General features: G+C 60.1%; 33 protein-coding genes and 1 pseudogene. 28 read left to right on the plus strand and 6 right to left on the minus strand.

Annotated elements, in window-relative coordinates:
• Positions 1-247 precede the first annotated feature (247 nt).
• A complete protein-coding gene (locus KUL25_RS18140; RefSeq protein ID WP_257894196.1) occupies positions 248-643 on the minus strand; it encodes a hypothetical protein in 396 nt (131 codons plus the stop codon).
• Between the two features lie 849 nt (positions 644-1492).
• Between KUL25_RS18140 and rpsJ the strand changes: the two genes are divergently transcribed.
• The 4 genes from rpsJ to KUL25_RS18160 are packed head-to-tail and all read left to right on the plus strand — an operon-like array spanning position 1493 to position 3590.
• Positions 1493-1807, plus strand: coding sequence for a 30S ribosomal protein S10 (gene rpsJ / locus KUL25_RS18145; protein WP_257894197.1), 315 nt, complete (start codon positions 1493-1495; stop codon positions 1805-1807).
• 15 nt (positions 1808-1822) lie between these two features.
• Positions 1823-2680, plus strand: a complete 858-nt coding sequence (rplC, locus tag KUL25_RS18150) for a 50S ribosomal protein L3 (RefSeq protein ID WP_257894198.1) — start codon at positions 1823-1825, stop codon at positions 2678-2680.
• A complete protein-coding gene (gene rplD / locus KUL25_RS18155) occupies positions 2677-3297 on the plus strand; it encodes a 50S ribosomal protein L4 (protein ID WP_068361011.1) in 621 nt (206 codons plus the stop codon). The genes rplC and rplD overlap by 4 nt, the downstream gene beginning before the upstream one ends.
• The gene (locus KUL25_RS18160) at positions 3294-3590 is read left to right on the plus strand and encodes a 50S ribosomal protein L23 (RefSeq protein ID WP_068361009.1); all 297 of its coding nucleotides are present in this window, start codon (positions 3294-3296) and stop codon (positions 3588-3590) included. The genes rplD and KUL25_RS18160 overlap by 4 nt, the downstream gene beginning before the upstream one ends.
• Before the next feature lie 201 nt (positions 3591-3791).
• Here the strand turns inward: KUL25_RS18160 and KUL25_RS18165 are convergent, their stop codons facing one another.
• Entirely contained in the window at positions 3792-4832 is a 1041-nt protein-coding gene (locus tag KUL25_RS18165; protein ID WP_257894199.1) for an AbiJ-NTD4 domain-containing protein, read from the minus strand.
• A 278-nt stretch (positions 4833-5110) separates the two neighbouring features.
• Between KUL25_RS18165 and rplB the strand changes: the two genes are divergently transcribed.
• Genes rplB through rplP form a run of 5 tightly spaced genes read left to right on the plus strand, consistent with a single transcriptional unit; the run spans position 5111 to position 7782 of the window.
• On the plus strand, positions 5111-5953 hold the full coding sequence (gene rplB / locus KUL25_RS18170; protein WP_257894200.1) for a 50S ribosomal protein L2: 843 nt from the start codon (positions 5111-5113) through the stop codon (positions 5951-5953).
• Positions 5954-5956: 3 nt separating this feature from the next.
• Positions 5957-6235, plus strand: coding sequence for a 30S ribosomal protein S19 (rpsS, locus tag KUL25_RS18175; RefSeq protein ID WP_011453714.1), 279 nt, complete (start codon positions 5957-5959; stop codon positions 6233-6235).
• Complete coding sequence (gene rplV / locus KUL25_RS18180; RefSeq protein WP_068360998.1) at positions 6232-6612, plus strand: 50S ribosomal protein L22; 381 nt, start codon at positions 6232-6234, stop codon at positions 6610-6612. Before rpsS ends, rplV begins: the two co-directional genes overlap by 4 nt.
• Positions 6612-7355: a 30S ribosomal protein S3 gene (rpsC, locus tag KUL25_RS18185; protein ID WP_257894201.1), complete on the plus strand. Its 744-nt coding sequence runs from the start codon at positions 6612-6614 to the stop codon at positions 7353-7355. Before rplV ends, rpsC begins: the two co-directional genes overlap by 1 nt.
• A 13-nt stretch (positions 7356-7368) precedes the next feature.
• Positions 7369-7782 (plus strand): 50S ribosomal protein L16, encoded by a 414-nt coding sequence (gene rplP / locus KUL25_RS18190; protein WP_219002450.1) that lies wholly within the window; start codon positions 7369-7371, stop codon positions 7780-7782.
• 54 nt (positions 7783-7836) lie between these two features.
• On the opposite strand, the gene KUL25_RS18195 is transcribed toward rplP, so the two are convergent.
• Positions 7837-8415 (minus strand): AAA family ATPase, encoded by a 579-nt coding sequence (locus KUL25_RS18195; protein WP_257894202.1) that lies wholly within the window; start codon positions 8413-8415, stop codon positions 7837-7839.
• Positions 8416-8465: 50 nt separating this feature from the next.
• Positions 8466-9152 carry a lysozyme family protein gene (locus KUL25_RS18200; RefSeq protein WP_257894203.1) on the minus strand — a complete coding sequence of 229 codons (687 nt, stop codon included), beginning with the start codon at positions 9150-9152 and terminating at the stop codon, positions 8466-8468.
• Positions 9153-9316: 164 nt separating this feature from the next.
• Here KUL25_RS18200 and KUL25_RS18205 point away from each other — a divergent pair, with 164 nt between their 5' ends.
• Positions 9317-9937: a TIGR02466 family protein gene (locus tag KUL25_RS18205; RefSeq protein ID WP_257894204.1), complete on the plus strand. Its 621-nt coding sequence runs from the start codon at positions 9317-9319 to the stop codon at positions 9935-9937.
• 89 nt (positions 9938-10026) lie between these two features.
• Positions 10027-10686 carry a class I SAM-dependent methyltransferase gene (locus KUL25_RS18210; protein ID WP_082916680.1) on the plus strand — a complete coding sequence of 220 codons (660 nt, stop codon included), beginning with the start codon at positions 10027-10029 and terminating at the stop codon, positions 10684-10686.
• Positions 10687-10693: 7 nt separating this feature from the next.
• Here the strand turns inward: KUL25_RS18210 and KUL25_RS18215 are convergent, their stop codons facing one another.
• Entirely contained in the window at positions 10694-11482 is a 789-nt protein-coding gene (locus tag KUL25_RS18215; protein ID WP_257894205.1) for an FkbM family methyltransferase, read from the minus strand.
• 70 nt (positions 11483-11552) lie between these two features.
• Positions 11553-11981 carry a hypothetical protein gene (locus KUL25_RS18220; RefSeq protein ID WP_257894206.1) on the minus strand — a complete coding sequence of 143 codons (429 nt, stop codon included), beginning with the start codon at positions 11979-11981 and terminating at the stop codon, positions 11553-11555.
• A gap of 298 nt (positions 11982-12279) precedes the next feature.
• Here KUL25_RS18220 and rpmC point away from each other — a divergent pair, with 298 nt between their 5' ends.
• The 17 genes and pseudogenes from rpmC to KUL25_RS18305 all read left to right on the plus strand — a co-directional run bounded on the left by rpmC (position 12280) and on the right by KUL25_RS18305 (position 20858).
• Complete coding sequence (gene rpmC / locus KUL25_RS18225; RefSeq protein ID WP_068361076.1) at positions 12280-12486, plus strand: 50S ribosomal protein L29; 207 nt, start codon at positions 12280-12282, stop codon at positions 12484-12486.
• Positions 12487-12489: 3 nt separating this feature from the next.
• Positions 12490-12720, plus strand: a complete 231-nt coding sequence (gene rpsQ / locus KUL25_RS18230) for a 30S ribosomal protein S17 (RefSeq protein WP_068361079.1) — start codon at positions 12490-12492, stop codon at positions 12718-12720.
• A gap of 78 nt (positions 12721-12798) precedes the next feature.
• On the plus strand, positions 12799-13167 hold the full coding sequence (gene rplN / locus KUL25_RS18235) for a 50S ribosomal protein L14 (RefSeq protein WP_011453726.1): 369 nt from the start codon (positions 12799-12801) through the stop codon (positions 13165-13167).
• Position 13168: 1 nt separating this feature from the next.
• Positions 13169-13474, plus strand: a complete 306-nt coding sequence (gene rplX, locus KUL25_RS18240; RefSeq protein ID WP_068361085.1) for a 50S ribosomal protein L24 — start codon at positions 13169-13171, stop codon at positions 13472-13474.
• The gene (gene rplE, locus KUL25_RS18245; RefSeq protein WP_068361088.1) at positions 13474-14034 is read left to right on the plus strand and encodes a 50S ribosomal protein L5; all 561 of its coding nucleotides are present in this window, start codon (positions 13474-13476) and stop codon (positions 14032-14034) included. Before rplX ends, rplE begins: the two co-directional genes overlap by 1 nt.
• An 18-nt stretch (positions 14035-14052) precedes the next feature.
• Positions 14053-14358 carry a 30S ribosomal protein S14 gene (gene rpsN / locus KUL25_RS18250; protein WP_257894207.1) on the plus strand — a complete coding sequence of 102 codons (306 nt, stop codon included), beginning with the start codon at positions 14053-14055 and terminating at the stop codon, positions 14356-14358.
• A gap of 14 nt (positions 14359-14372) precedes the next feature.
• Positions 14373-14765: a 30S ribosomal protein S8 gene (rpsH, locus tag KUL25_RS18255; RefSeq protein ID WP_068361094.1), complete on the plus strand. Its 393-nt coding sequence runs from the start codon at positions 14373-14375 to the stop codon at positions 14763-14765.
• Positions 14766-14777: 12 nt separating this feature from the next.
• Positions 14778-15311: a 50S ribosomal protein L6 gene (gene rplF / locus KUL25_RS18260; RefSeq protein ID WP_257894208.1), complete on the plus strand. Its 534-nt coding sequence runs from the start codon at positions 14778-14780 to the stop codon at positions 15309-15311.
• An 11-nt stretch (positions 15312-15322) separates the two neighbouring features.
• Positions 15323-15682 carry a 50S ribosomal protein L18 gene (gene rplR, locus KUL25_RS18265; protein WP_068361099.1) on the plus strand — a complete coding sequence of 120 codons (360 nt, stop codon included), beginning with the start codon at positions 15323-15325 and terminating at the stop codon, positions 15680-15682.
• A 114-nt stretch (positions 15683-15796) separates the two neighbouring features.
• Positions 15797-16375 (plus strand): 30S ribosomal protein S5, encoded by a 579-nt coding sequence (gene rpsE / locus KUL25_RS18270; protein ID WP_257894209.1) that lies wholly within the window; start codon positions 15797-15799, stop codon positions 16373-16375.
• A 3-nt stretch (positions 16376-16378) separates the two neighbouring features.
• Positions 16379-16564, plus strand: a complete 186-nt coding sequence (rpmD, locus tag KUL25_RS18275; RefSeq protein ID WP_068361103.1) for a 50S ribosomal protein L30 — start codon at positions 16379-16381, stop codon at positions 16562-16564.
• A gap of 157 nt (positions 16565-16721) precedes the next feature.
• The gene (locus KUL25_RS18280; protein ID WP_257894210.1) at positions 16722-17189 is read left to right on the plus strand and encodes a hypothetical protein; all 468 of its coding nucleotides are present in this window, start codon (positions 16722-16724) and stop codon (positions 17187-17189) included.
• Positions 17190-17408: 219 nt separating this feature from the next.
• Positions 17409-17498 (plus strand): annotated as a pseudogene (locus KUL25_RS18285) (uL30 family ribosomal protein); the annotation flags it as partial.
• 145 nt (positions 17499-17643) lie between these two features.
• On the plus strand, positions 17644-18090 hold the full coding sequence (locus KUL25_RS18290) for a hypothetical protein (RefSeq protein WP_257894211.1): 447 nt from the start codon (positions 17644-17646) through the stop codon (positions 18088-18090).
• 213 nt (positions 18091-18303) lie between these two features.
• Positions 18304-18777 (plus strand): 50S ribosomal protein L15, encoded by a 474-nt coding sequence (gene rplO, locus KUL25_RS18295; RefSeq protein ID WP_068361109.1) that lies wholly within the window; start codon positions 18304-18306, stop codon positions 18775-18777.
• A gap of 138 nt (positions 18778-18915) precedes the next feature.
• Entirely contained in the window at positions 18916-20286 is a 1371-nt protein-coding gene (gene secY, locus KUL25_RS18300; protein WP_257894212.1) for a preprotein translocase subunit SecY, read from the plus strand.
• On the plus strand, positions 20283-20858 hold the full coding sequence (locus KUL25_RS18305) for an adenylate kinase (protein ID WP_257894213.1): 576 nt from the start codon (positions 20283-20285) through the stop codon (positions 20856-20858). Before secY ends, KUL25_RS18305 begins: the two co-directional genes overlap by 4 nt.
• Positions 20859-20888: the final 30 nt, after the last annotated feature.

Genomic DNA, 20888 nt, shown 5'->3' on the forward strand with positions numbered 1-20888 from the left:
AAACCTGCCGACCCGCACGGTTGAGATAAAGAAAGGCCCCCGCCAACCAGTGGGGGCCTTTTTTGTGCCTGCTCAAACCTGCTCAAGCTTGAGCAAGTCCATAAGCCATTGAAGAAAAACAAATTCCCGATTCCGTTAACCTCCCATTAACCGCCCACGCAAAACCGCTGCGAGGACGGATTGGCGCGTCACCGACGCGCTGAGACGGAGGAGGGGGCAGGCGCGCGATCCCGGGTCCCGGCGGCGGTTACATGATGAAATCGAAGTGATCGACGTACATTTCCAGCGCGGGATCCATCTCCATCGCCATCTTCAAATCCGCGACCATGTCCGACGACTGAACCATGTCCGGATGATCGCCGTAGATGATGTCCACATCCCAAAATTCGCCGTTGCCTTCCTCCGGGGTATCTTTCGCCTCATCGTCGGAGGCGGGATATTCTGTCGTGCTGACCAGCTTGCCGTCCTTGTCGAATGTCTTCTGGACCCGGCTGCCGTCGGCGCTGGTCGTCGTTTCCGTTCGGGTGCCATCAGCGTTGTTCGTGATGCTCGTGCTCGAGATGACTTCGTCATCCTTGTTGCACGTCGTCACATTCACGGTGTGGGATTCCGGGTTGCCCTTCTCGTCGTGCTGCGTGTGCATGGAGACGTCGGACGCTTCGCCCGGTCGCTCCAGAAAGGCACGTGTATCCGCTACAATGTACCGATTTGACCATCGTTGCCGCTACGGACGACCCATCAGTTGGCGGCTTGGCGGCCCGCTCAGATGGCACTGTCTACATCCACAATTGGTACCGCCCGGCTCTGGCGGCCGCCGATACGCGCACGATCTTTTTTCAGTATCTCCGCTCTGCGAGCGTAACCGTCGCAATTTTGGGACATGATCTTGACATCGAGGCCGCTATCAACCCTGAGGCCCGCCACTTCCAAACGTCAGCTCTTGCGCGTGCGAACGAAAGAGCTATGAATTTCCGGGTACTGTACGAGCATGTCTGTCAGACCGAGAAATAGCGGTCGTTGGCTCTGAGCTTTGCGACGGGTTCGAGATTTTCCATATTGAGATAGAGTGACATTGCTGCGGTAGAGCACGGGCCATGTGAGTTACCAGCGGCACTGCCGCCGCTCTAACGACATGCCTGTTCTGGACTCGGCGATTTGGCTGATGCAGGACGGCCTTCATTTATTGCCCTGATTTGGCTGCCATTCAGAGCCTCACTCAACGACGCAACATCTGCACCCGGGTGCCGCTGTCACGTCGCAAGCGACATGACCTTGCGCACTGATTTCGTAAACACGGTGGTTTTCGAAATCTCCTTGCCCCCCGCTCCGACTCCGCCTATACGCGCGCTATCCAACGGGGTGCACCGATGCGTGCGCCCTCTTTCGTTGGATCGGAGCGCCACCACGGCGCCCAGAAATAAAGACGCGATGAGGGTGCCGGATGAGCCGCTGTCCTCCTCTCCGATCTAGACCCTATCTGAAGGGTGATAGAATGGCAGTTACTAGCCAGAATATCCGCATTCGCCTGAAGGCGTTTGACTACCGGGTTCTCGATGCTTCCACGCAGGAAATCGTGAACACCGCCAAGCGCACAGGCGCACAGGTTCGCGGGCCCATCCCGCTTCCCAACAAGATCGAAAAGTTCACGGTTCTCCGTGGCCCGCACGTGGACAAGAAGTCCCGCGATCAGTGGGAAATCCGGACGCACAAGCGTCTTTTGGACATTGTTGATCCGACCCCCCAGACCGTGGACGCGCTGATGAAGCTCGACCTCGCGGCTGGCGTGGATGTCGAGATCAAGGTTTAAGGAGGGCTACCTGATATGTTGCGCTCTGGTGTGATCGCGAAGAAGGTCGGGATGACCCGCCTCTTCATGGAAGACGGCAAGCAGATCCCTGTGACCGTTCTTCAATTGGATAAATTGCAGGTTGTTGCCAAGAAAACATCCGACAGCGACGGCTACTCTGCCGTTCAGTTGGGTGCGGGCACGGCGAAGGCCAAGCGGACGAGCGCGCCCATGCGCGGTCACTTCGCAAAGGCCAACGTGGAGCCCAAGCGCAAGCTTGTGGAATTCCGCGTCGACCCCGACAACCTGATCGATGTGGGCGAGGAAATCATCGCCGACCATTACTTCGAGGGCCAGTACGTGGACGTCACGGGCACCTCGATCGGTAAAGGCTTCCAGGGTGCCATGAAGCGGCACAACTTTGGTGGTCTGCGCGCGTCGCACGGTGTGTCGATCTCGCACCGGTCGCACGGCTCTACCGGTCAGTGTCAGGACCCCGGCCGCGTCTTCAAAGGCAAGAAGATGGCAGGTCACATGGGTGCGGCAAAGGTGACGACGCAGAACCTTCAGGTTGTGCGCACCGATACCGACCGTGGTCTGATCATGATCAAGGGCGCTGTTCCCGGATCGAAGGGCGGTTGGGTGACGGTCAAGGACGCGGTCAAGAAGCCGTTCCCGGACGCCGCCATTCTGCCCGCGGCCCTGGCATCCGCCGCCGCTGAAGCCGCGAAAGCAGCTGAAGAAGCCGCAGCAACCGCCGCAGCCGAAGCAGAAGCCGCCGCCGCAGAAGCCGCAGCAGCCGAGCAGGCCGCCATGGAAGCCGCTGAAGCCGAGACCCCCGCCACCGATGATGGGGCCGACGCAGCAGCTGAGCAGAAGGATGACGAGGCATGAAACTCGACGTTATCAAACTCGACGGCGGCAAAGCTGGTTCGGTCGACCTGGACGAGGCGCTGTTCGGCCTTGAGCCACGCGCCGACATCCTGCACCGCGTCGTTCGCTGGCAGCGCAACAACGCGCAGGCCGGCACCCACAAGGTGAAGACGCGCCGTGAGGTCAGCTATTCCACGAAGAAGATCTATCGCCAGAAGGGCACGGGTGGCGCACGCCACGGCGCGCGTTCTGCTCCGATCTTCCGCGGGGGTGGTGTCTACAAGGGCCCGACGCCGCGCAGCCACGGTCACGAGCTGACGAAGAAGTTCCGCAAGCTGGGGCTCAAGCACGCACTGTCCGCCAAGGCCGCAGAAGGCCGCCTGGTGATCATCGAGTCCATCGCCATGGACGACGCCAAGACCTCTGCCCTCGCCAAGCAGGTGAAGGAGATGGGTTGGAAGCGTGCGCTGATCATCGACGGGTCGGACGTGGACGCAAACTTCGCCCAGGCCGCACGCAACATCGAGGGTCTCGATGTGCTGCCGTCCATGGGCGCGAACGTCTATGACATCCTCAAGCGTGACACGTTGGTGATCACGAAGGCGGGTGTCGAAGCACTGGAGGCTCGGTTGAAATGAGCGCTGACGCAAAACATTACGACGTGATCCGCAAGCCGCTGGTCACCGAGAAAACCACGATGGCGTCCGAGAATGGCGTCGTGGCCTTCGAAGTCGATATCGCTGCCAACAAGCCGCAGATCAAAGAGGCCGTCGAGGCCGTCTTTGGTGTGAAGGTGAAGGCCGTGAATACGTCCATCACCAAGGGCAAGGTCAAGCGTTTCCGGGGCCAGTTGGGCACGCGGAAAGACGTGAAGAAGGCCTACGTGACGCTTGAAGAGGGCAACACGATCGACGTGAGCACCGGCCTGTAAGTTAGAGCGCTTACGGTTGAGATTGAGAGCCCCGGCTGCTGTGAAGTGGTCGGGGCTTTTTTTTTGGGGGGGGCGGGTTGGATAGTTCGGTCTGGGACCTAACTCACTTCATCAGGAACTTTAAGGGGTTTGGGCTGCCGCCTGTTGTTTGATGAAGACAAGCATTCGTTACATTGGACCGAGTGGTTCTTCCGGTGAGCGCTATAGTCGGAGGATCAGATTTTTGATCCAACTCATACTAAATTCTATCGCCCATTGTGTTTGCGGTCGCGACAGTTCTGGCATGTCTGCCCCACCGGGTCCGTGTCCAAACGGATTTCGAACGTGGGTGAAGAAATCTTTCAGTACGTTGCCTTCCCAAGGTTCCAAGAAGCCATTCTTACTTGAGGCAAGGTTGTTGATTAAGCCGTGTGCTCCTTTTTCACCGCAATGCGTCCAGCCATTTCGTTCGGAGACAATCTTGATTGCGCTTTCTAAAGCTCTTGCAGCATAGAATGCAGGATCTCGACCATCGCTATCTCGACGGTCCAGCGCTTCCTTCATGTCTAAATCGATGTTCTTCCAAAGAGGATCAGAGATCAGTTGCCAAAACGGAGTTTCGACTTCCAACTGAACTAAGTCATCTGATGCGATCTGTATAAAGCCGTTGTGGTAGTTCAAACGATATCCTGCTTGGCGGAGCCGGGTGTTCAACTCATCGACGTTCTTTCGAAAATCTGCCGTTTGGGCCTCACGCCATGCGCGCGCTCCCGCATGAGGGCCCCCTGGAACTCTCAACTTACTGTCAGAAAGTGACGCAATTAGGCGTTCAGCGTCAGTGATCGGGGATGAGTTTCTAGCGGTGATTTCTTCTTCTTTCTGTCGGAATCCCAATTCAACCAAGCTTAGCCGCTCTTTGATGTGGACATCTGGCGAAGCCGAAACTGGCGCTAACATCCAACTTTCGCAAACGTGGATCATGGTATGCTTACCCGTCTGGACGTGATCCTTCCCGTTCCACTTCGTGTTGTAAGAGTACCAAATCGGTGAGAGTTCTGTCACGCCAAGCTCGCGTGACAGCTGGCTGTGCAGATCGATCCAAAAAGTTACTCCGTAGGGGAATTCCTTGCCATCTTTGTAGTATGGACAGATGTCCTCGGAGAGAATACGAAACGCTTGAACGAGAAGTCGATTATCGTGTTGTTCATAGCTCTCGCGAAGTGGTCTATCTTCGTAACGCCGGGCGAAAATGTCTATGAGCATGCCCTCATAGAATAGCACAACGTCTGAAACGCAAGATGCGCCGAGCATCACTCTAGGTCTTGGATGGGTTTGTAGCCTGCAATGCCAACAACTCATCCTTGACCCCCACCCCCACACCCCCTAACAGACCCCATCGGCACAGCCCCGGATTCGTCCGGGGCTCTGTTTTTGGTCGTTTGGTTTCACCGAACAGCCGCATCTAACCGGGCACCTACGGGGGCCTATAACATCCGGGTCAGCCACAAGCGGGCCCGTCAAGCAAACGGAAGACAGTGAACATGGCACTCAAGTCGTATAAGCCGACGACGCCGGGCCAGCGTGGGCTGGTACTGATCGACCGTTCGGAGCTTTGGAAAGGTCGTCCCGTCAAGGCCCTCACGCAGGGTTTGACGAAGAAGGGCGGACGGAACAACACCGGACGGATCACGGCACGTCGCATTGGTGGTGGGGCAAAGCGCCTTTACCGCATCGTGGACTTCAAGCGGAAGAAATTCGACATCTCGGCCACGGTCGAGCGGATCGAATATGACCCGAACCGGACCGCCTTCATCGCGCTGGTGCGCTATGAGGATGGCGAACAGAACTACGTTCTGGCACCCCAGCGCCTTGGCGTGGGTGACAAGATCATCGCGTCGGCCAAGGCCGACATCAAGCCGGGCAACGCAATGCCGTTCTCGGGCCTGCCGATCGGTACGATCGTCCACAACATCGAGCTGAAGCCCGGCAAGGGTGGGCAGATTGCCCGCGCCGCTGGCACCTACGCTCAGTTCGTGGGTCGTGATGGCGGCTACGCTCAGATCCGCCTGAGCTCGGGCGAATTGCGCCTCGTGCGTCAGGAGTGCATGGCCACCGTTGGTGCCGTGTCCAACCCCGACAACTCGAACCAGAACCTTGGTAAAGCGGGCCGTGTCCGCCACATGGGCAAGCGTCCGTCGGTGCGTGGTGTTGCCATGAACCCGATCGATCACCCCCATGGTGGTGGTGAGGGCCGGACGTCCGGTGGTCGTACACCTGTTACCCCATGGGGTAAGGACACCAAGGGCCGTCGCACCCGCGACAAGAACAAGGCGTCGCAGAAGCTGATCATCCGCTCGCGTCACGCCAAGAAGAAAGGCCGCTAAGATATGAGCCGCTCAGTCTGGAAAGGTCCTTTTGTTGACAGCTATGTCCTCAAGAAGGCCGAAAAGTCCAAAGAGTCTGGTCGCAACGAGGTCATCAAGATCTGGTCGCGCCGCTCTACCATCCTCCCGCAGTTCGTCGGTCTGACGTTCGGTGTCTACAATGGCCGCAAGCATATTCCGGTCAACGTCACCGAAGACATGATCGGTCAGAAGTTCGGGGAATACTCGCCCACGCGGACCTACTATGGTCACGCCGCCGACAAGAAGGCGAAGCGCAAATGAGCAAGGATAAGAACCCCCGCCGCGTTGCGGACAATGAGGCGATGGCCAAACTGCGGATGCTGAAGACCAGCCCGCAGAAGCTGAACCTTGTTGCTGGCCTGATCCGTGGCCAGAAGGTTGAAAAGGCCCTGACGGACCTGACCTTCTCCAAGAAGCGCATCGCCGTTGACGTGAAGAAGTGCCTTCAGTCGGCCATCGCAAACGCCGAGAACAACCACGGTCTGGACGTCGACGAGCTTGTCGTCGTGGAAGCCTGGGTTGGCAAGAACCTGACCATGAAGCGTGGACGTCCGCGTGCCCGTGGCCGGTTCGGCAAGATTCTCAAGCCGTTCGCTGAATTGACGATCAAGGTTCGCCAGGTCGAGGAGACTTCGTAATGGGACATAAAGTTAACCCCATCGGTATGCGTCTCCAGGTCAACCGGACCTGGGACAGCCGCTGGTACGCAGACACCAAGGACTATGGTGACCTGCTGCTGGAAGACATCAAGATCCGCGATTACATCAAGAATGGTTGGTGGGATTTTGTCGCAAAGCGCGACAAGCGTCCTGCTGGCGATGCCGGTATTTCGAAGATCATCATTGAGCGTCCGCACAAGAAGTGCCGCGTGACCATTCATTCGGCACGTCCGGGTGTGATCATCGGCAAGAAGGGTGCAGACATCGAAGGCCTGCGCAAAGCCCTTTCCGAGATCACGGACAGCGAATTGCACCTCAACATCGTTGAGATCCGCAAGCCCGAGCTGGATGCACGTCTGGTTGCCGAAAGCATCGCGCAACAGCTGGAGCGTCGTGTGTCGTTCCGTCGTGCCATGAAGCGGGCGGTTCAAAACGCCATGCGGATGGGCTCGCTCGGCATCCGGGTGAACGTCGCGGGTCGTCTTGGCGGCGCCGAGATTGCGCGGACCGAATGGTATCGTGAGGGCCGCGTGCCGCTTCACACCCTTCGCGCCGACATCGACTATGCACATGCCGAGGCGAAGACTGCCTATGGCATCATCGGTATCAAGACCTGGATCTTCAAAGGTGAAATCATGGAGCATGACCCGTCTGCCCATGACCGTCGCCAGCAGGAGCTTCAGGAAAGCGGTGGGGCCTCGCGCCCGCGCCGTGATCGCTGAGAGGGTCTGACAAATGTTGCAACCTAAACGGACAAAGTTCCGCAAGATGCAGAAGGGCCGCATTCGCGGCGAAGCCAAAGGCGGTTCGGACCTCACGTTCGGCACCTACGGCTTGAAAGCTCTGCAGCCAGAGCGCGTGACTGCGCGCCAGATCGAAGCCGCCCGTCGGGCCATGACGCGTCACATGAAGCGTCAGGGTCGCGTCTGGATCCGGATTTTCCCGGACACGCCCGTCACCTCCAAGCCCGTCGAAGTGCGTATGGGTAAGGGTAAAGGGTCGGTCGACTTCTGGGCCTGCAAAGTGAAGCCCGGCCGCATCATGTTCGAGATCGACGGCGTGAACGAAGACATCGCCCGTGAGGCGCTGCGCCTCGCCGCGATGAAGCTTCCGGTCAAGACCCGCACCGTGGTGCGCGAAGACTGGTAAGGTCGAAGGACGCGCAAACCGCGTCGGACGAAACGCGATTTAAGAAGCCCCCGGTTAGCGCCGGGGGCTTTCTTCATTGAGCATTGCCAGCAAGCGGGCGGCATCGGCGCGCGAGGTCAATGTCACGACCGGCAGGTCTGGCGCGTGCTGGTCGATCGCACTGAACAGGCGGGGGCATTGGCGTTTTTCGAAGGTCCAGATCCAATTCAGGAATTCCCGATCGGGAAATTGTTCTGGGCAGCCCGGGGCCATGTCGGGCCGCGTTTGGCCGTAGCTGCTCAGCACGCGGCGCAACACCCCTGTCAGGGCGATCCGCCGGGGCACGCGCAGCCAGATCAGCAGATCGGCGCGCGACAGGCGTGTGTCCATCAACCCGATCGTGGTGCCGTCGATCACCCAATTCTCTTCTGCGACGAAACCATCGTGTAGGCGGCGCTGCGCGTCACGGGGGCGTACCTCCCACCCCGGAAGCCAGCGCACGTCGCGGTCGAGCGAGACATAACGCAGGCCAAGGCGAGCGACGATATTCTGTGAGAGCGTCGATTTGCCCGCTCCCGAGACACCGACGACGGCGATGCGTCGTGACCGGACAAGAAGACCTGCGGCCGCATCGAGACTGACATGGTTCGGCATGGTCTCCACTTTCCGGTTCCCGCCCAGACCTAAACCGGGGCGTGCTCAGCCTACCCCGCTGGCCAGATCTGCGCCATGCCGCCGCTGAACTCGGCCCAGGACATGGCGGCGCGGTTGCCGGCGTAGCCCTCGTAGAACGACTGTCCGTTGGGGAGCGGCAGGCCCGCCCAGATGCGGGCGAGGTTTCGCATGAAGCGGGTGCGGGGCATGGTGCCCGCCTCGAACGTGCGCAGGCCTGCGTCTTCCAGGAGGATCAGGGCGAGGCTGTCTTGCACCGCGGGCGTGAAGCGCGTCTCGGGGCCGTAGCCCCGAAGGCCTGCCACGCGGCGCAGGGTGGGGGGGATGAACTGGTAGCGGCCAATGGCGTGGGGTTGGCCGGGGGTCTCGGCGATCCAGGTGTAGATCTCGCCCAGTGTCATCTGCGTGGGGGGCGCAGGGGGGCGGATGCGCGCGCCGTGCTGGACGGCGTCATAGCCCTCGCGGCCTGCCTCGACCCGGGCGATGAGGGACAGCAGTTGCGCGACGGGATTGTCAGGAGCGACCCCTTGGGAACCCAGAGCGCGCGGCACCGCAGGTTCCGCCCGGGCACGCGGGGGCAGGGGGGCGAAGAACCCGGTTCCATTGCCCGCAAAGAGCGAGCCAGAGGAGGAGGCGGGCGTGGGGCCGCCCGCCGTCGCCCCGCCGAAAAGGGGTGCCGCGACCATCGTCGTCAGCGGCGCCACGTCTGCCCGGGCCATTCCAACAAGCGCTCCGGCCCACAAGCCAAGGAGAAGGGCTGTCGCCCGAAAGATCTGAAGCGCCATTCTGGCCAAGCCTCGCGTTAAGGTCTGCCCCAACGGCATAGCGCCAAGAAGTTTCCAAACCGTTGCAGTGGGCGGACCCCCGCCCTACAACCCGCGCCATGGCCTTGATCAAATCCCTCTTCGTGACCCGCCTTTACCACGCCAAGCTGGCAGAGCTTGGTCCCGCCGTTGACCCTGACGAACTGGCCGATAGCTGCATCTCGATCGCCGAGGATGACGGCGCGGGCCAGGATTGGTGCGAGGAGAACGGGTTTCCCGGCTACACCTCTTATGCGTCGCTCACGGATTTGCCGTGGCGGTTCCCGATCTTCGCCGACATCGTCACGGCGCTTGACGCCCATGTGGCGGCCTTCGCGGAGGATCTGGAGTTCGATCTGGACGGGCGCAAGTTGGTGTTGGAAGACATCTGGATCAACATCCTGCCCGAAGGCGGGACGCATTCCAGCCACATCCATCCCCATTCGGTGATTTCGGGCACGACCTATGTGCAGGTGCCACCGGGCGCACGCTCCATCAAGTTGGAGGACCCGCGCCATGCGATGATGATGGCCGCGCCGACGCGGAAAGTGGGCGCCCGCGAAGAGTTGCGCGCCTTCGTCTACCCCGGCCCCGAGGCCGGTGACGTGCTGCTGTGGGAATCCTGGCTGCGCCACGAAGTGCCAATGAACATGGATGAAGACGACCGCATCAGCGTCAGCTTCAATTACCGCTGGGAATAGCACCGCCCTTGATTGAAGGCCCAACTGCGTGTTGAGTACGCCGCAACGAAAACGCGGGCGCGAACCCGTTTATCAGGCGGAGCAGGCGAATGGCAGGCGGAAATCCCATCGGGTACCTTACGGAAGCCTCCAAGGTGGAGAGTTTTGAGCATTTCAAAGAGCATATGGAACAGTCGATGCTGTTCCGGAACAAGGACAAGAACCGCGAGTATGCGATCAAGCGGGCGATCCGCAACGAGATGGCCGACGGCCTGTATGTGGAGCTTGGCGTTGCAGGGGGCGAAGGATGTCGCCTGTTCGGAGAGGCGTTGAAGCCCCATGGCCTGGAGATGACCGGCTTCGACAGTTTCGAGGGGTTGGAAGAGGATTGGACCGGCATCCAATCGGGGCGAGAGGCGGGCGCGTTCTCGCAATCGGGGGACCTGCCGCCGGTGCCCGACAACGTGACGCTGGTCAAAGGCTGGGTGCAGGACACGCTGCCGGGCTACCTGAAAGATACCGGCAAGCGGCCCTTTGCCTTTGTTCATATGGATATGGATACCTACACGCCGACTGCCTACGCGATGGGCGCGATCAAGTCGCGGCTGCGCAAGGGCAGTGTGATCCTGTTCGATGAGCTTTACGGCTACCCCGGCTGGCGCCACCATGAATACAAGGCCCTGCAAGAGACGTTGAAAGACGACGATTATCGCTACATCTGCTTCTCGACCGAGTCTGTGGCGATCGAGATGTTGCGCAAGCCCAAGTGACGCGCCCTCAGGCGGGCACGGCCCAGATGTTGTGCCCGATGATCTCGTCCACGCGGTAGCCCATGTCGGCCAGCACGGCCTCTGTCTTCTCACGCTCATCGCCGCGCTGAAAGGCCTCGATCACCAGGTCCGGTTTGCACCGGGCAATGGTGTCGCGCGCGCCGGACAGGACGGCGTCTTGCATGCCTTCGACGTCGATCTTGATGAACCCCACGTCTTGCAGGTCAAAGGCGTCCAGCGGGCGAATGGGAATGGCCCCGTCAGTGCCCGCGTTGAGGCTGGCGCGCAGGGTGGTAGAGCCGAGGTTGGCGGGGTTGAAGATTTCCACATCGGCGGTGGAGGCGGTGGCGCCAAGACCGAAGGGATGCACCGTCACTCTATCCGTGCCGTTGAGGTCCGCGTTGCGTTGCAGAATGGCTTGCATGTGGGGCATCGGCTCGAACGCATGGACATGGGCGGCGCGGCAGAGTTTGAGGAAATAGACGGTGTGGTTGCCGATATTGGCGCCCGCATCGACGAAGGTGGTGCCGGGGCTGACCCGCTCGCGCACCCGCTCCAGTAGAGCGGCCTCGTAGAAGGTGCGGTTGAGCATGATGATGCGCTGCACGGCATCGAGCCAGCCGTCGGGAACATGAAAGCGGATCGTCTCGCCCCGGTGGGGAAAGGTGACGGTCTTGTCGTCGGGCAGGGATTGGAAGACCTGATGGGCGAGGAGGCGCTCGGTCATCAGGGTGTTCTGCCGGGTGTGGCGGATCAGGGTGTCGAGCTTCTTGAGGGTCTTGGAGTCGTCATTCACGGGCGCGCGCCTCTTCCAGTTTGCGAAGAGTGTGGCGCGGGATGGCTGGGAAGGGAAGGGCGGCCCGGGCTCAGGCCACCGTCAATGTGGCAGGGGCTTGGTCCGAGAAGGTGACATCGCCCCAGGTCAGCCCGGTCGCACTCACGATGATCTGCACGTCCTGGGTTGGCAGATCACCCTGCACTTCGATCAGGTCATCGCCCGCGCCGCCCTGGACGTCTGAGCCAACAAGCGCCGGATCGCCGAAAAGCGACGCAAGGTCGATGATGTCATCGCCTGCACCTGCGTCGATCGATGTGACCACGGCGCCGCGCGCTTCGGGATCGAAGGTGAAGACATCCGCCTCGTCTGATCCGATAAAGCCGAGGGCGGTATCGACCCTGACGATCTCGCCCGTGTCCTCGTCACCGACGGGCGTGTCGCCTGACGTATCGGTACCGTCGTCGGAAAAGGCCTCACCCAGCGCCAGACCTGCGGCGGCGCCTAACAAAACAAGCAAAAAGAATGATATATGACCCCCCAGACCATATTTATCAGCGTTCCCGCGAGCTGTGAGGCGGGTCAATGTGAGTGTCGGGAAACAGTCCGTTTACCTTGCATGGCGCAGGGCAGTAGACGCGGTGCCTGCCCCCCTTGGGCCTGCGCTTGGACAACGCGAGCGCCTTGGTCCGAGTTATTACTTGCGAACGCGGGCTGTCAGTCCTATACGGCGCACTCATTCACCGAACTCCATCAGAATCACGGTGACCCTGCGACTATGGCTCGGGGCCGTCTGGTGATGTTGAAAGGAACTGCGCATGAGCGCCCAAGAACTGCGTGACAAGACGCCGGATCAGCTTCGCGATGAACTGACGGCCCTGAAAAAGGAAGCGTTCAACCTGCGCTTCCAACAGGCCACCGGCCAAATCGAAAACACCGCCCGTATGCGTCAGGTTCGCCGCGACGCCGCGCGGGTCAAGACCATCCTGAACGAAAAAGCGGCCGCTGCCGCAGCGGAGGCCTGATTTATGCCCAAACGCATCCTGACCGGCACCGTGACCAGCGACGCCAACGAGCAGACCGTGACCGTATCCGTGGAGCGCCGCTTTAAGCACCCGGTCATGCAGAAGACGATCCGTAAGTCCAAGAAGTACCGGGCTCACGATCCGCAGAACACTTTCAAGACCGGTGACCAGGTCCGCATTCAGGAATGCGCCCCGGTTTCCAAATCCAAACGCTGGGAAGTGATCGTCGGCTAAGGCTGTCGCTTCCAAGACTAATCGAAACCCCCGGGCCAATGTGCACCTCAGCCGGTCCGGGACGTCGGGAGAAACCAAATGATCCAGATGCAGACTAATCTGGATGTTGCTGACAACAGCGGCGCACGCCGTGTTCAGTGCATCAAGGTTCTGGGTGGTTCCAAGCGTAAGTACGCCTCCGTGGGTGACGTTATCGTCGTCTCGGTGAAGGAAGCCATTCCGCGTGGTCGTGTGAAGAAGGGTGACGTCCGTAAGGCCGTCGTTGTTCGCACCGCCAAGGAAGTTCGTCGCGAAGATGGCACCGCCATCCGGTTCGACCGCAACGCCGCCGTTATCCTCAACAACAACAACGAGCCCATGGGCACCCGTATCTTCGGGCCGGTTGTTCGCGAGCTGCGCGCCAAGAACTTCATGAAAATCATCTCACTCGCCCCGGAGGTGCTGTAAGATGGCTGCCAAGTTGAAAAAGGGCGACAAGGTCGTCGTGCTGGCCGGCAAGGACAAGGGTAAGCAGGGCGAGATCGCCTCGGTTAACCCCTCTGCCGGCAAGGCAATCGTGGAAGGCGTGAACATCGCCATCCGTCACACCAAGCAGAGCCAGTCGAACCAAGGCGGTCGCATCCCTCAGCCGATGCCGATCCAACTGTCGAACCTGGCGCTTCTGGATGCAAACGGCAAAGCGACCCGTGTCGGCTTCAAGATCGAAGACGGCAAGAAGGTGCGCGTCGCCAAGACCACGGGGGACGTGATCTGATGTTGGACACAGCCAATTATACCCCGCGCCTGAAGGCCAAATTCGCCGCAGAGATCAAAGCTGCGCTGAAAGAGGAATTCGGCTACAAGAACGACATGCAGATCCCGCGTCTTGAGAAGATCGTTCTCAACATCGGATCCGGTGCCGAGTCCGTGCGTGACACCAAGAAAGCGAAGTCGGCTCAGGAAGACCTGACTGCCATCGCAGGTCAGCACGCCGTCGTCACGAAGGCCAAGAAGTCCATCGCTGGCTTCCGTCTGCGTGAAGACCATCCCGTGGGCGCGAAAGTGACCCTGCGCGGCGACCGCATGTATGACTTCCTTGATCGTCTGACCACAATCGCGATGCCCCGTATTCGGGACTTCCGGGGTGTGAAGCCGTCCTTCGATGGTCGTGGCAACTTTGCCATGGGCATGAAGGAGCATATCGTGTTCCCCGAGATCAACTTCGACAAGGTCGATGTGAACTGGGGCATGGATATCATCATTGTCACAACGGCGAATACCGACGCCGAGGCGAAGTCGCTTCTGAAGCACTTCAACATGCCCTTCAACGCCTGACGCGAAAGGAACGAACACATGGCAAAAGTCTCCATGGTCCAACGCGAGCTTAAGCGTCAGCGTCTTGTGGCAAAATACGCCACCAAACGCGCTGCGCTCAAAGAGATCGCAACCGATGAACAGAAGCCGATGGAAGAGCGCTTCAAGGCACGCCTCAAGCTGGCGAAATTGCCCCGCGATAGCTCGGCCACCCGTCTTCACAACCGTTGCCAGCTGACCGGTCGCCCGAAGGCGTACTACCGCAAGCTGAAAATGTCGCGGATCAAGCTGCGTGATCTGGCCTCTGTTGGTCAGATCCCCGGCATGGTCAAGTCGAGCTGGTAAGGGAGCGATAGATTATGAATGATCCTATCGGTGATATGCTGACCCGCATCCGGAACTCCCAGATGCGCGGAAAGTCCACAGTCGAGACCCCGGCCTCCAAGCAGCGCGCCCGCGTTCTGGATGTGCTGGCGGACGAAGGCTACATCCGCGGTTACGAGGCAACGACTGGTAAAGATGGCCACCCGGCCTTCGAGATCAGCCTCAAGTATTACGAAGGCACCCCTGTCATTCGTGAACTCAAGCGCGTGTCGAAACCCGGCCGTCGCGTCTACATGAGCGTGGGTGACATCCCGCAGGTCCGTCAGGGCCTGGGTGTGTCGATCGTGTCCACCTCGAAGGGCGTTATGTCCGATGCAAGTGCTCGCTCCAACAATGTTGGCGGCGAAGTGCTTTGCACAATCTTCTAAGGAGATCTGGCAATGTCTCGTATTGGTAAAAAACCGGTCGAGCTGCCCGGAGGCGTAGAAGCTTCCGTGTCAGGTCAGACCATCGAAGTGAAGGGCCCCAAGGGTACCCGCAGCTTCAAGGCAACCGACGACGTCACACTGGCGGTCGAGGATAATGCAATCTCTGTGACACCGCGTGGCAAGTCCAAGCGCGCGCGTCAACAGTGGGGCATGTCCCGCACTATGGTGCAGAACCTCGTCACCGGCGTCACCGACGGTTTCAAGAAAGAGCTTGAGATCCAGGGTGTGGGTTATCGCGCGCAGATGCAGGGCAATGTCCTGAAGCTGTCGCTGGGATATTCGCACGACGTCGACTTCACCGTTCCGGAGGGCGTCACGGTTGTGTGCCCCAAGAACACCGAAGTCGTGATCGAGGGAACCGACCAGCAGCTTGTTGGTCAAGTCGCAGCAAACATTCGCGAATGGCGCGCGCCGGAGCCCTACAAGGGCAAAGGCATCCGCTACAAGGGCGAGTATATCTTCCGTAAGGAAGGCAAGAAGAAGTAAGGGCTGGCACAATGGCACTAAGCAAACGAGAGCTGTTCCAGAAGCGCCGCCTGCGCAACCGGAACAAAATGCGGAAAATGGCCAACGGACGCGCGCGTCTGTCGGTTCATCGTTCGAACAAGAACATCTCTGTCCAACTTATCGACGACCTCAATGGCGTGACTTTGGCTTCGGCCTCTTCGCTGGAGCCGTCGCTGGGTGTGGTCGGCAAGAACAACGTCGAGGCTTCGGCCAAGGTAGGCGTTGCGATTGCTGAGCGGGCGAAGAAGGCCGGTGTCGAAGAGTGTTACTTCGACCGGGGCGGCTTCCTGTTCCACGGGCGTGTGAAGGCTTTGGCCGACGCCGCGCGTGAAGGTGGCTTGAAGTTCTAAAGACTTGAGTAGACCGGGCCTTGGCCCGGTTTACCGATGACCGAGGGGCCTTCGGGTCCACTGCGGTTGAGATAATCGACGCGACATGCGTCTGTGAATAAAAGGATTTGCCACATGGCAGAACGTGAGAACCGGGGACGCGGCCGCGGCCGCAACCGCGAAGAAGAAACGCCGGAATTTGCAGACCGTCTGGTCGCGATCAACCGTGTGTCCAAGACGGTAAAAGGCGGTAAGCGCTTTGGTTTCGCAGCCCTCGTGGTTGTCGGCGACCAGCGTGGCCGCGTGGGTTTCGGCAAGGGTAAGGCCAAAGAGGTCCCCGAGGCGATCCGCAAGGCGACCGAGCAGGCCAAGCGCCAGCTGATCCGTGTGCCGCTGAAGGAAGGCCGCACGTTGCACCACGACGTCAAAGGCCATCACGGTGCCGGCAAGGTCGTGATGCGCACAGCACCTGAAGGTACGGGCATCATCGCCGGTGGCCCGATGCGCGCCGTGTTCGAGATGTTGGGCGTGAAGGACGTTGTGTCGAAGTCGACTGGTTCCCAGAACCCCTACAACATGATCCGCGCCACGCTGGACGGTTTGCGCAACGAGTCGAGCCCCCGTCAGGTGGCATCGCGTCGTGGCAAGAAAGTCGCCGACATCCTGCCCAAGCGTGACGATGCCCCCGTCGCGTCCGATACCGAGGAGGCCTAAACCATGGCAACTATCGTCGTTAAGCAGATCGGTTCCCCGATCCGTCGCCCCGAGATCCAGCGCAAGACGCTGATCGGCCTGGGCCTGAACAAGATGCACAAGACCCGCGAGCTGGAGGATACCCCCTCTGTGCGCGGCATGGTCAACAAGATCCCGCACCTTGTGGAAATCATCGAAGAGCGTGAGTGACGCAACGTTACAAAAGTAAATCGTTCGAAAACAACAGGAACCCCGGCTGCGAAGTCGGGGTTTTTTGTGTCCTTTTGATGCTATCAGTGGTATACATGTATAGCAACGGGTCGTTTTACCGATCGACGTCTAGCCTATTTCGTCAGGAGTACGTATTTTGAATGTTGAATTTCAAACCTGCATTGACCGCGATATCATCTATATGAAATGGACCGGGGTCGTTGATTTCGACACGGTCATGGGCGGTCTGGCTGCGGTCCGAAACGATGAGAATTATCGCCCGGGGCGGCCACGGCTGGTGGATGCGTCCCGTATCACCGAAATCGATATGGATTACGGGCTGTTGCGGGCGATGGTTCGGGAAAAGACCGGCACGGGCGACCATAGCATCGATGAAAGTGTGTCGGCCGTCTATGCGCCCGGTGATGTCGTTTTCGGTGTGACCCGGATGGTTCAAACGATGATGGAAATCGCCGGTGGCGCGCGCATTGATGTGTTCCGGGTGGAACGCGACGCATTGGCCTCGCTGGGACTTGGCCATGAAAGCTTCGCGGACTTGCTGGCAACCGAAAACTTCTTGGCCGCGAGGCCAGGTCGTCCGTCCCGCGCGATGCGGACCGGCTAGACCTCGACTATTGGCCTTCCACAGAAGACACGGCGGTATGGGGCCGATGTAATGCCTTGAGGGAGGGCGATGCTTAGGCTGTGGGCGCGACCAGCCCGCCGCACGTAGGGTGCCGGGCATTCACCGCATTGCTGAGAAGATGTCCTCAAAGGTCGCGCCGGTTATGCTAGTTTGGATCGATGCAGCGCTGACGTGACGCCGAGCCGATGTTGCGAGAGGCTGATCGGCCTGGGCCTGAACAAGACGCACAAGACCCGCGCGCCGGAGGATACGCCGTCTGTGCGCGGCAAGTTCAACAAGATCCCGTAGCAGGCCGACACCATCGAAGAGCGCGGTGAAACCGCAGCGCATTCAAGCTCGCCCTGAAAAGCCTTGGGCTCAAAGGGTCGGGGCTCTCGTGATTTCAGCAGGGTGCACTATGATGGTTTGGTTATTCAAAAGACGGATTTTGCCCTTGCCGATCGAGTTTTCTACCTGTCTGGACCGCGACCTTGTCTATGCGCGATGGTTTGGTGCGGTCGACTTCGACCAGTTTACAGCAAATTTCGCCCGATACGTTGGCGACGCCAATTACCGCCCCGGACGGCGCGAATTGATCGACCAATCGCTGGTTACGACATTCGAGGGGGACCCAAATCTTATGCGGTCCATGCTGCGGCGGGTGAACGAACAGGTGCCATCGGTCGTGGTGAAAACCCATACTGTCATATACTCGCCGCAGGACACGCTGTTTGGCCTTGGTCGCATGTACCAGATCCTCGCGGAACTGGCGGAAGGTATCCAGGTGGAGGTGTTCAAGGATGAGCGTGAGGCGTTGGAAGCCCTTCGCTTGCCGCACGCCAGCATTGCCCAGTTGCTGGAGACGGAGGACTTTATCGCGCCGCGCCTGAGAGGTGGCTGAACGTGCCGTGGTGGCCCGGGGGCGGCCCGCTGATGCGTTGGCACTTGGCCACGTGCGGCCATGGGCACGACGCGTTGCGCAAAAGATGTTGCGCCAATGGGGACTCGGGCATATACGCCCCCGGTGGCCTCAATCGGGGCCATAGATGTATTGCAAACGCCGTGGTCGGCCGCTCCCGTCGCTGGGGGCCGCATCCGGCAGAGGAGAAGCGACATGAAACTGCATGAACTCAGTGATAATCCAGGCGCAACCAAACGCCGCAAGCGCGTTGGCCGTGGTCCGGGTTCCGGCACCGGTAAAATGGGTGGCCGGGGTATCAAGGGTCAGAAGTCCCGTTCGGGTGTGGCGATCAACGCCTACGAGGGTGGCCAGATGCCGCTCTACCAGCGTCTGCCGAAGCGTGGCTTCAACAAGCCCAACCGCAAGAAGTTTGCCGTTGTGAACCTGGGCCTGATCCAAAAGTTCATCGACGCGGGCAAGCTGGACGGCAAGGCCGACATCACCGAGGACGCGCTGATCGCATCCGGTTTGGTGCGTCGCAAACTGGATGGCATTCGCGTGCTGGCCAAGGGCGAAGTTTCGGGCAAGCTGAACATCACCGTCACGGGCGCCTCCAAGGCCGCGATTGACGCCGTTGCAGCCGCCGGTGGCGCGCTGAACGTCGCAACCCCGGCTGCGGCTGAGTAACCCATCACGGGCTTTTGGCCCGCGTAACGGTTGTGGGCGGGGACCTCTCCGCCTACATCACTTCTTAAGGTTTTCTCGCGCCGCTGGGGCACCCGTCATTGGGCGCCTTACGGCTATGCGCATATTGGGTGGAACAGCATGTCGTCAGCAGCGGAGCAAATGGCCGCCAACATGAGCTGGAAATCGTTCGGTAAGGCAACCGAGCTTAAACAGCGCATCTGGTTCACTCTGGGCCTTCTGATCATTTATCGCATCGGCACCTATATTCCTGTGCCCGGCATCGACCCGGTCGAGCTGCGCGCCTTCTTCGAAAGCGCGGCGGCAGGCCTTGGCGGCGTGCTGAACATGTTCACCGGCGGCGCGCTGTCGCGCATGGGTGTCTTTGCGCTGGGTATCATGCCCTATATCTCGGCCTCGATCATCGTGCAGCTGATGTCGGCCATGGTGCCGGCGATGGAGGCGCTGAAGAAAGAGGGCGAGAGCGGGCGCAAGAAGCTGAACCAGTACACCCGCTATGGTACGGTGGCTTTGGCCACGGCGCAGGCCTACGGCCTTGCGGTCAGCATGGAATCAGGCGGCCTTGCCACCGATCCGGGCTGGTTCTTCCGCGCCGCCTGCGTGATCACGCTGGTCGGCGGCACCATGTTCCTGATGTGGTTGGGTGAGCAGATCACCAACCGGGGCATTGGTAACGGTATCTCCCTGATCATTTTCGTCGGCATCATCGCCGAGATCCCGGCCGCCCTGGCGCAGTTCTTCGAGACGGGCCGGTCCGGCGCGCTGAGCACACCTGCCATTCTGGGTGTGATCCTGATGCTGATCGCGACGCTGTTCTTCGTGGTCTTCATGGAGCGATCGCTGAGGAAAATCCACATTCAGTACCCGCGCCGCCAAGTCGGCATGAAGGTCTATGATGGCGGCTCCAGCCACCTGCCGATCAAGGTGAACCCGGCGGGCGTGATCCCGGCGATCTTCGCCTCGTCGCTGCTGTTGCTGCCCACGACGCTGACCACCTTCGGCGGGACAGAGGGCAATGGCCCGGTGCTAAGCTGGATCCTGGCGAACTTTGGTCCCGGCCAGCCGCTCTACCTGGTGTTCTTCGCTTCGATGATCATCTTCTTCACCTACTTCTACACCCTCAACGTGTCGTTCAAGACCGAGGATGTGGCCGACAACCTGAAGAACCAGAACGGGTTCATTCCGGGCATTCGCCCCGGTGCGCGGACGGCGGAATACCTGGAATACGTGGTGCGGCGCATCCTGGTTCTGGGCGCCGGTTACCTGGCGCTTGTCTGCATGATGCCCGAGATCGTGCGCACCAACCTGTCGATCACCGCCTACTTCGGCGGCACCTCGATCCTGATCATTGTGTCGGTGGGGATGGACACGGTGCAACAAATCCAGTCTCATTTGCTGGCTCACCAGTACGAAGGCCTGTTGGAAAAGTCCCAGCTGCGCGGTCGCAAGGGTGGATCGAAGAAACCACGGAAGGGACCCGCGCGCCGATGAACATCATTCTACTTGGACCGCCCGGAGCGGGCAAAGGCACCCAAGCTGCTATCCTCGTTGAGAAACGCGGTATGGTGCAACTTTCCACCGGCGACATGCTGCGCGCTGCCCGTACCAGCGGGACTGAGATGGGAAATCTCGTGGCCGGCGTCATGGATCGCGGAGAGCTTGTGACCGACGAGATCGTCATCGGCCTGATCCGTGAGCAGTTGGAAAAGGGCGGTTCGGGTTTCATCTTCGACGGTTTTCCCCGGACCTTGGCGCAGGCCGATGCACTGGCGGACCTGCTGGCCGAGGTGGGCCAGACGCTTGATCATGTCATTGCGATGGAAGTGAACGACGAGGCGCTGGTTGGCCGGATCGTCAACCGCGCCAAAGAGGCGGAAGCCGCAGGGCAACCCGTGCGCGCCGACGACAATGAGGAAAGCCTGAAGATCCGGCTGATGGAATACTACAAAAAGACCTCGCCGCTGATCGGTTACTACCATGCCAAAGGGCAGTTGAGCTGGGTCCCCGGCCTGGGTGAGATCGACGAGGTTGCCGCCAGCATTGCGGGCGTTCTGGACGCGTAATTCGCGCGCCGGACGCAGCCTATTGACCTT

It is taken from the genome of Gymnodinialimonas phycosphaerae, from assembly GCF_019195455.1.
GTDB classification, from domain to species: Bacteria; Pseudomonadota; Alphaproteobacteria; order Rhodobacterales; family Rhodobacteraceae; genus Gymnodinialimonas; species Gymnodinialimonas phycosphaerae.

Coding starts and splice junctions, on each gene's coding strand:
- KUL25_RS18140 (WP_257894196.1), bottom strand. CDS start 643: ATGCACACGCAGCACGACGAGAAGGGCAACCCGGAATCCCACACCGTG.
- rpsJ (WP_257894197.1), top strand. CDS start 1,493: ATGGCAGTTACTAGCCAGAATATCCGCATTCGCCTGAAGGCGTTTGAC.
- rplC (WP_257894198.1), top strand. CDS start 1,823: ATGTTGCGCTCTGGTGTGATCGCGAAGAAGGTCGGGATGACCCGCCTC.
- rplD (WP_068361011.1), top strand. CDS start 2,677: ATGAAACTCGACGTTATCAAACTCGACGGCGGCAAAGCTGGTTCGGTC.
- KUL25_RS18160 (WP_068361009.1), top strand. CDS start 3,294: ATGAGCGCTGACGCAAAACATTACGACGTGATCCGCAAGCCGCTGGTC.
- KUL25_RS18165 (WP_257894199.1), bottom strand. CDS start 4,832: ATGCTCATAGACATTTTCGCCCGGCGTTACGAAGATAGACCACTTCGC.
- rplB (WP_257894200.1), top strand. CDS start 5,111: ATGGCACTCAAGTCGTATAAGCCGACGACGCCGGGCCAGCGTGGGCTG.
- rpsS (WP_011453714.1), top strand. CDS start 5,957: ATGAGCCGCTCAGTCTGGAAAGGTCCTTTTGTTGACAGCTATGTCCTC.
- rplV (WP_068360998.1), top strand. CDS start 6,232: ATGAGCAAGGATAAGAACCCCCGCCGCGTTGCGGACAATGAGGCGATG.
- rpsC (WP_257894201.1), top strand. CDS start 6,612: ATGGGACATAAAGTTAACCCCATCGGTATGCGTCTCCAGGTCAACCGG.
- rplP (WP_219002450.1), top strand. CDS start 7,369: ATGTTGCAACCTAAACGGACAAAGTTCCGCAAGATGCAGAAGGGCCGC.
- KUL25_RS18195 (WP_257894202.1), bottom strand. CDS start 8,415: ATGCCGAACCATGTCAGTCTCGATGCGGCCGCAGGTCTTCTTGTCCGG.
- KUL25_RS18200 (WP_257894203.1), bottom strand. CDS start 9,152: ATGGCCCGGGCAGACGTGGCGCCGCTGACGACGATGGTCGCGGCACCC.
- KUL25_RS18205 (WP_257894204.1), top strand. CDS start 9,317: ATGGCCTTGATCAAATCCCTCTTCGTGACCCGCCTTTACCACGCCAAG.
- KUL25_RS18210 (WP_082916680.1), top strand. CDS start 10,027: ATGGCAGGCGGAAATCCCATCGGGTACCTTACGGAAGCCTCCAAGGTG.
- rpmC (WP_068361076.1), top strand. CDS start 12,280: ATGAGCGCCCAAGAACTGCGTGACAAGACGCCGGATCAGCTTCGCGAT.
- rpsQ (WP_068361079.1), top strand. CDS start 12,490: ATGCCCAAACGCATCCTGACCGGCACCGTGACCAGCGACGCCAACGAG.
- rplN (WP_011453726.1), top strand. CDS start 12,799: ATGATCCAGATGCAGACTAATCTGGATGTTGCTGACAACAGCGGCGCA.
- rplX (WP_068361085.1), top strand. CDS start 13,169: ATGGCTGCCAAGTTGAAAAAGGGCGACAAGGTCGTCGTGCTGGCCGGC.
- rplE (WP_068361088.1), top strand. CDS start 13,474: ATGTTGGACACAGCCAATTATACCCCGCGCCTGAAGGCCAAATTCGCC.
- rpsN (WP_257894207.1), top strand. CDS start 14,053: ATGGCAAAAGTCTCCATGGTCCAACGCGAGCTTAAGCGTCAGCGTCTT.
- rpsH (WP_068361094.1), top strand. CDS start 14,373: ATGAATGATCCTATCGGTGATATGCTGACCCGCATCCGGAACTCCCAG.
- rplF (WP_257894208.1), top strand. CDS start 14,778: ATGTCTCGTATTGGTAAAAAACCGGTCGAGCTGCCCGGAGGCGTAGAA.
- rplR (WP_068361099.1), top strand. CDS start 15,323: ATGGCACTAAGCAAACGAGAGCTGTTCCAGAAGCGCCGCCTGCGCAAC.
- rpsE (WP_257894209.1), top strand. CDS start 15,797: ATGGCAGAACGTGAGAACCGGGGACGCGGCCGCGGCCGCAACCGCGAA.
- rpmD (WP_068361103.1), top strand. CDS start 16,379: ATGGCAACTATCGTCGTTAAGCAGATCGGTTCCCCGATCCGTCGCCCC.
- rplO (WP_068361109.1), top strand. CDS start 18,304: ATGAAACTGCATGAACTCAGTGATAATCCAGGCGCAACCAAACGCCGC.
- secY (WP_257894212.1), top strand. CDS start 18,916: ATGTCGTCAGCAGCGGAGCAAATGGCCGCCAACATGAGCTGGAAATCG.
- KUL25_RS18305 (WP_257894213.1), top strand. CDS start 20,283: ATGAACATCATTCTACTTGGACCGCCCGGAGCGGGCAAAGGCACCCAA.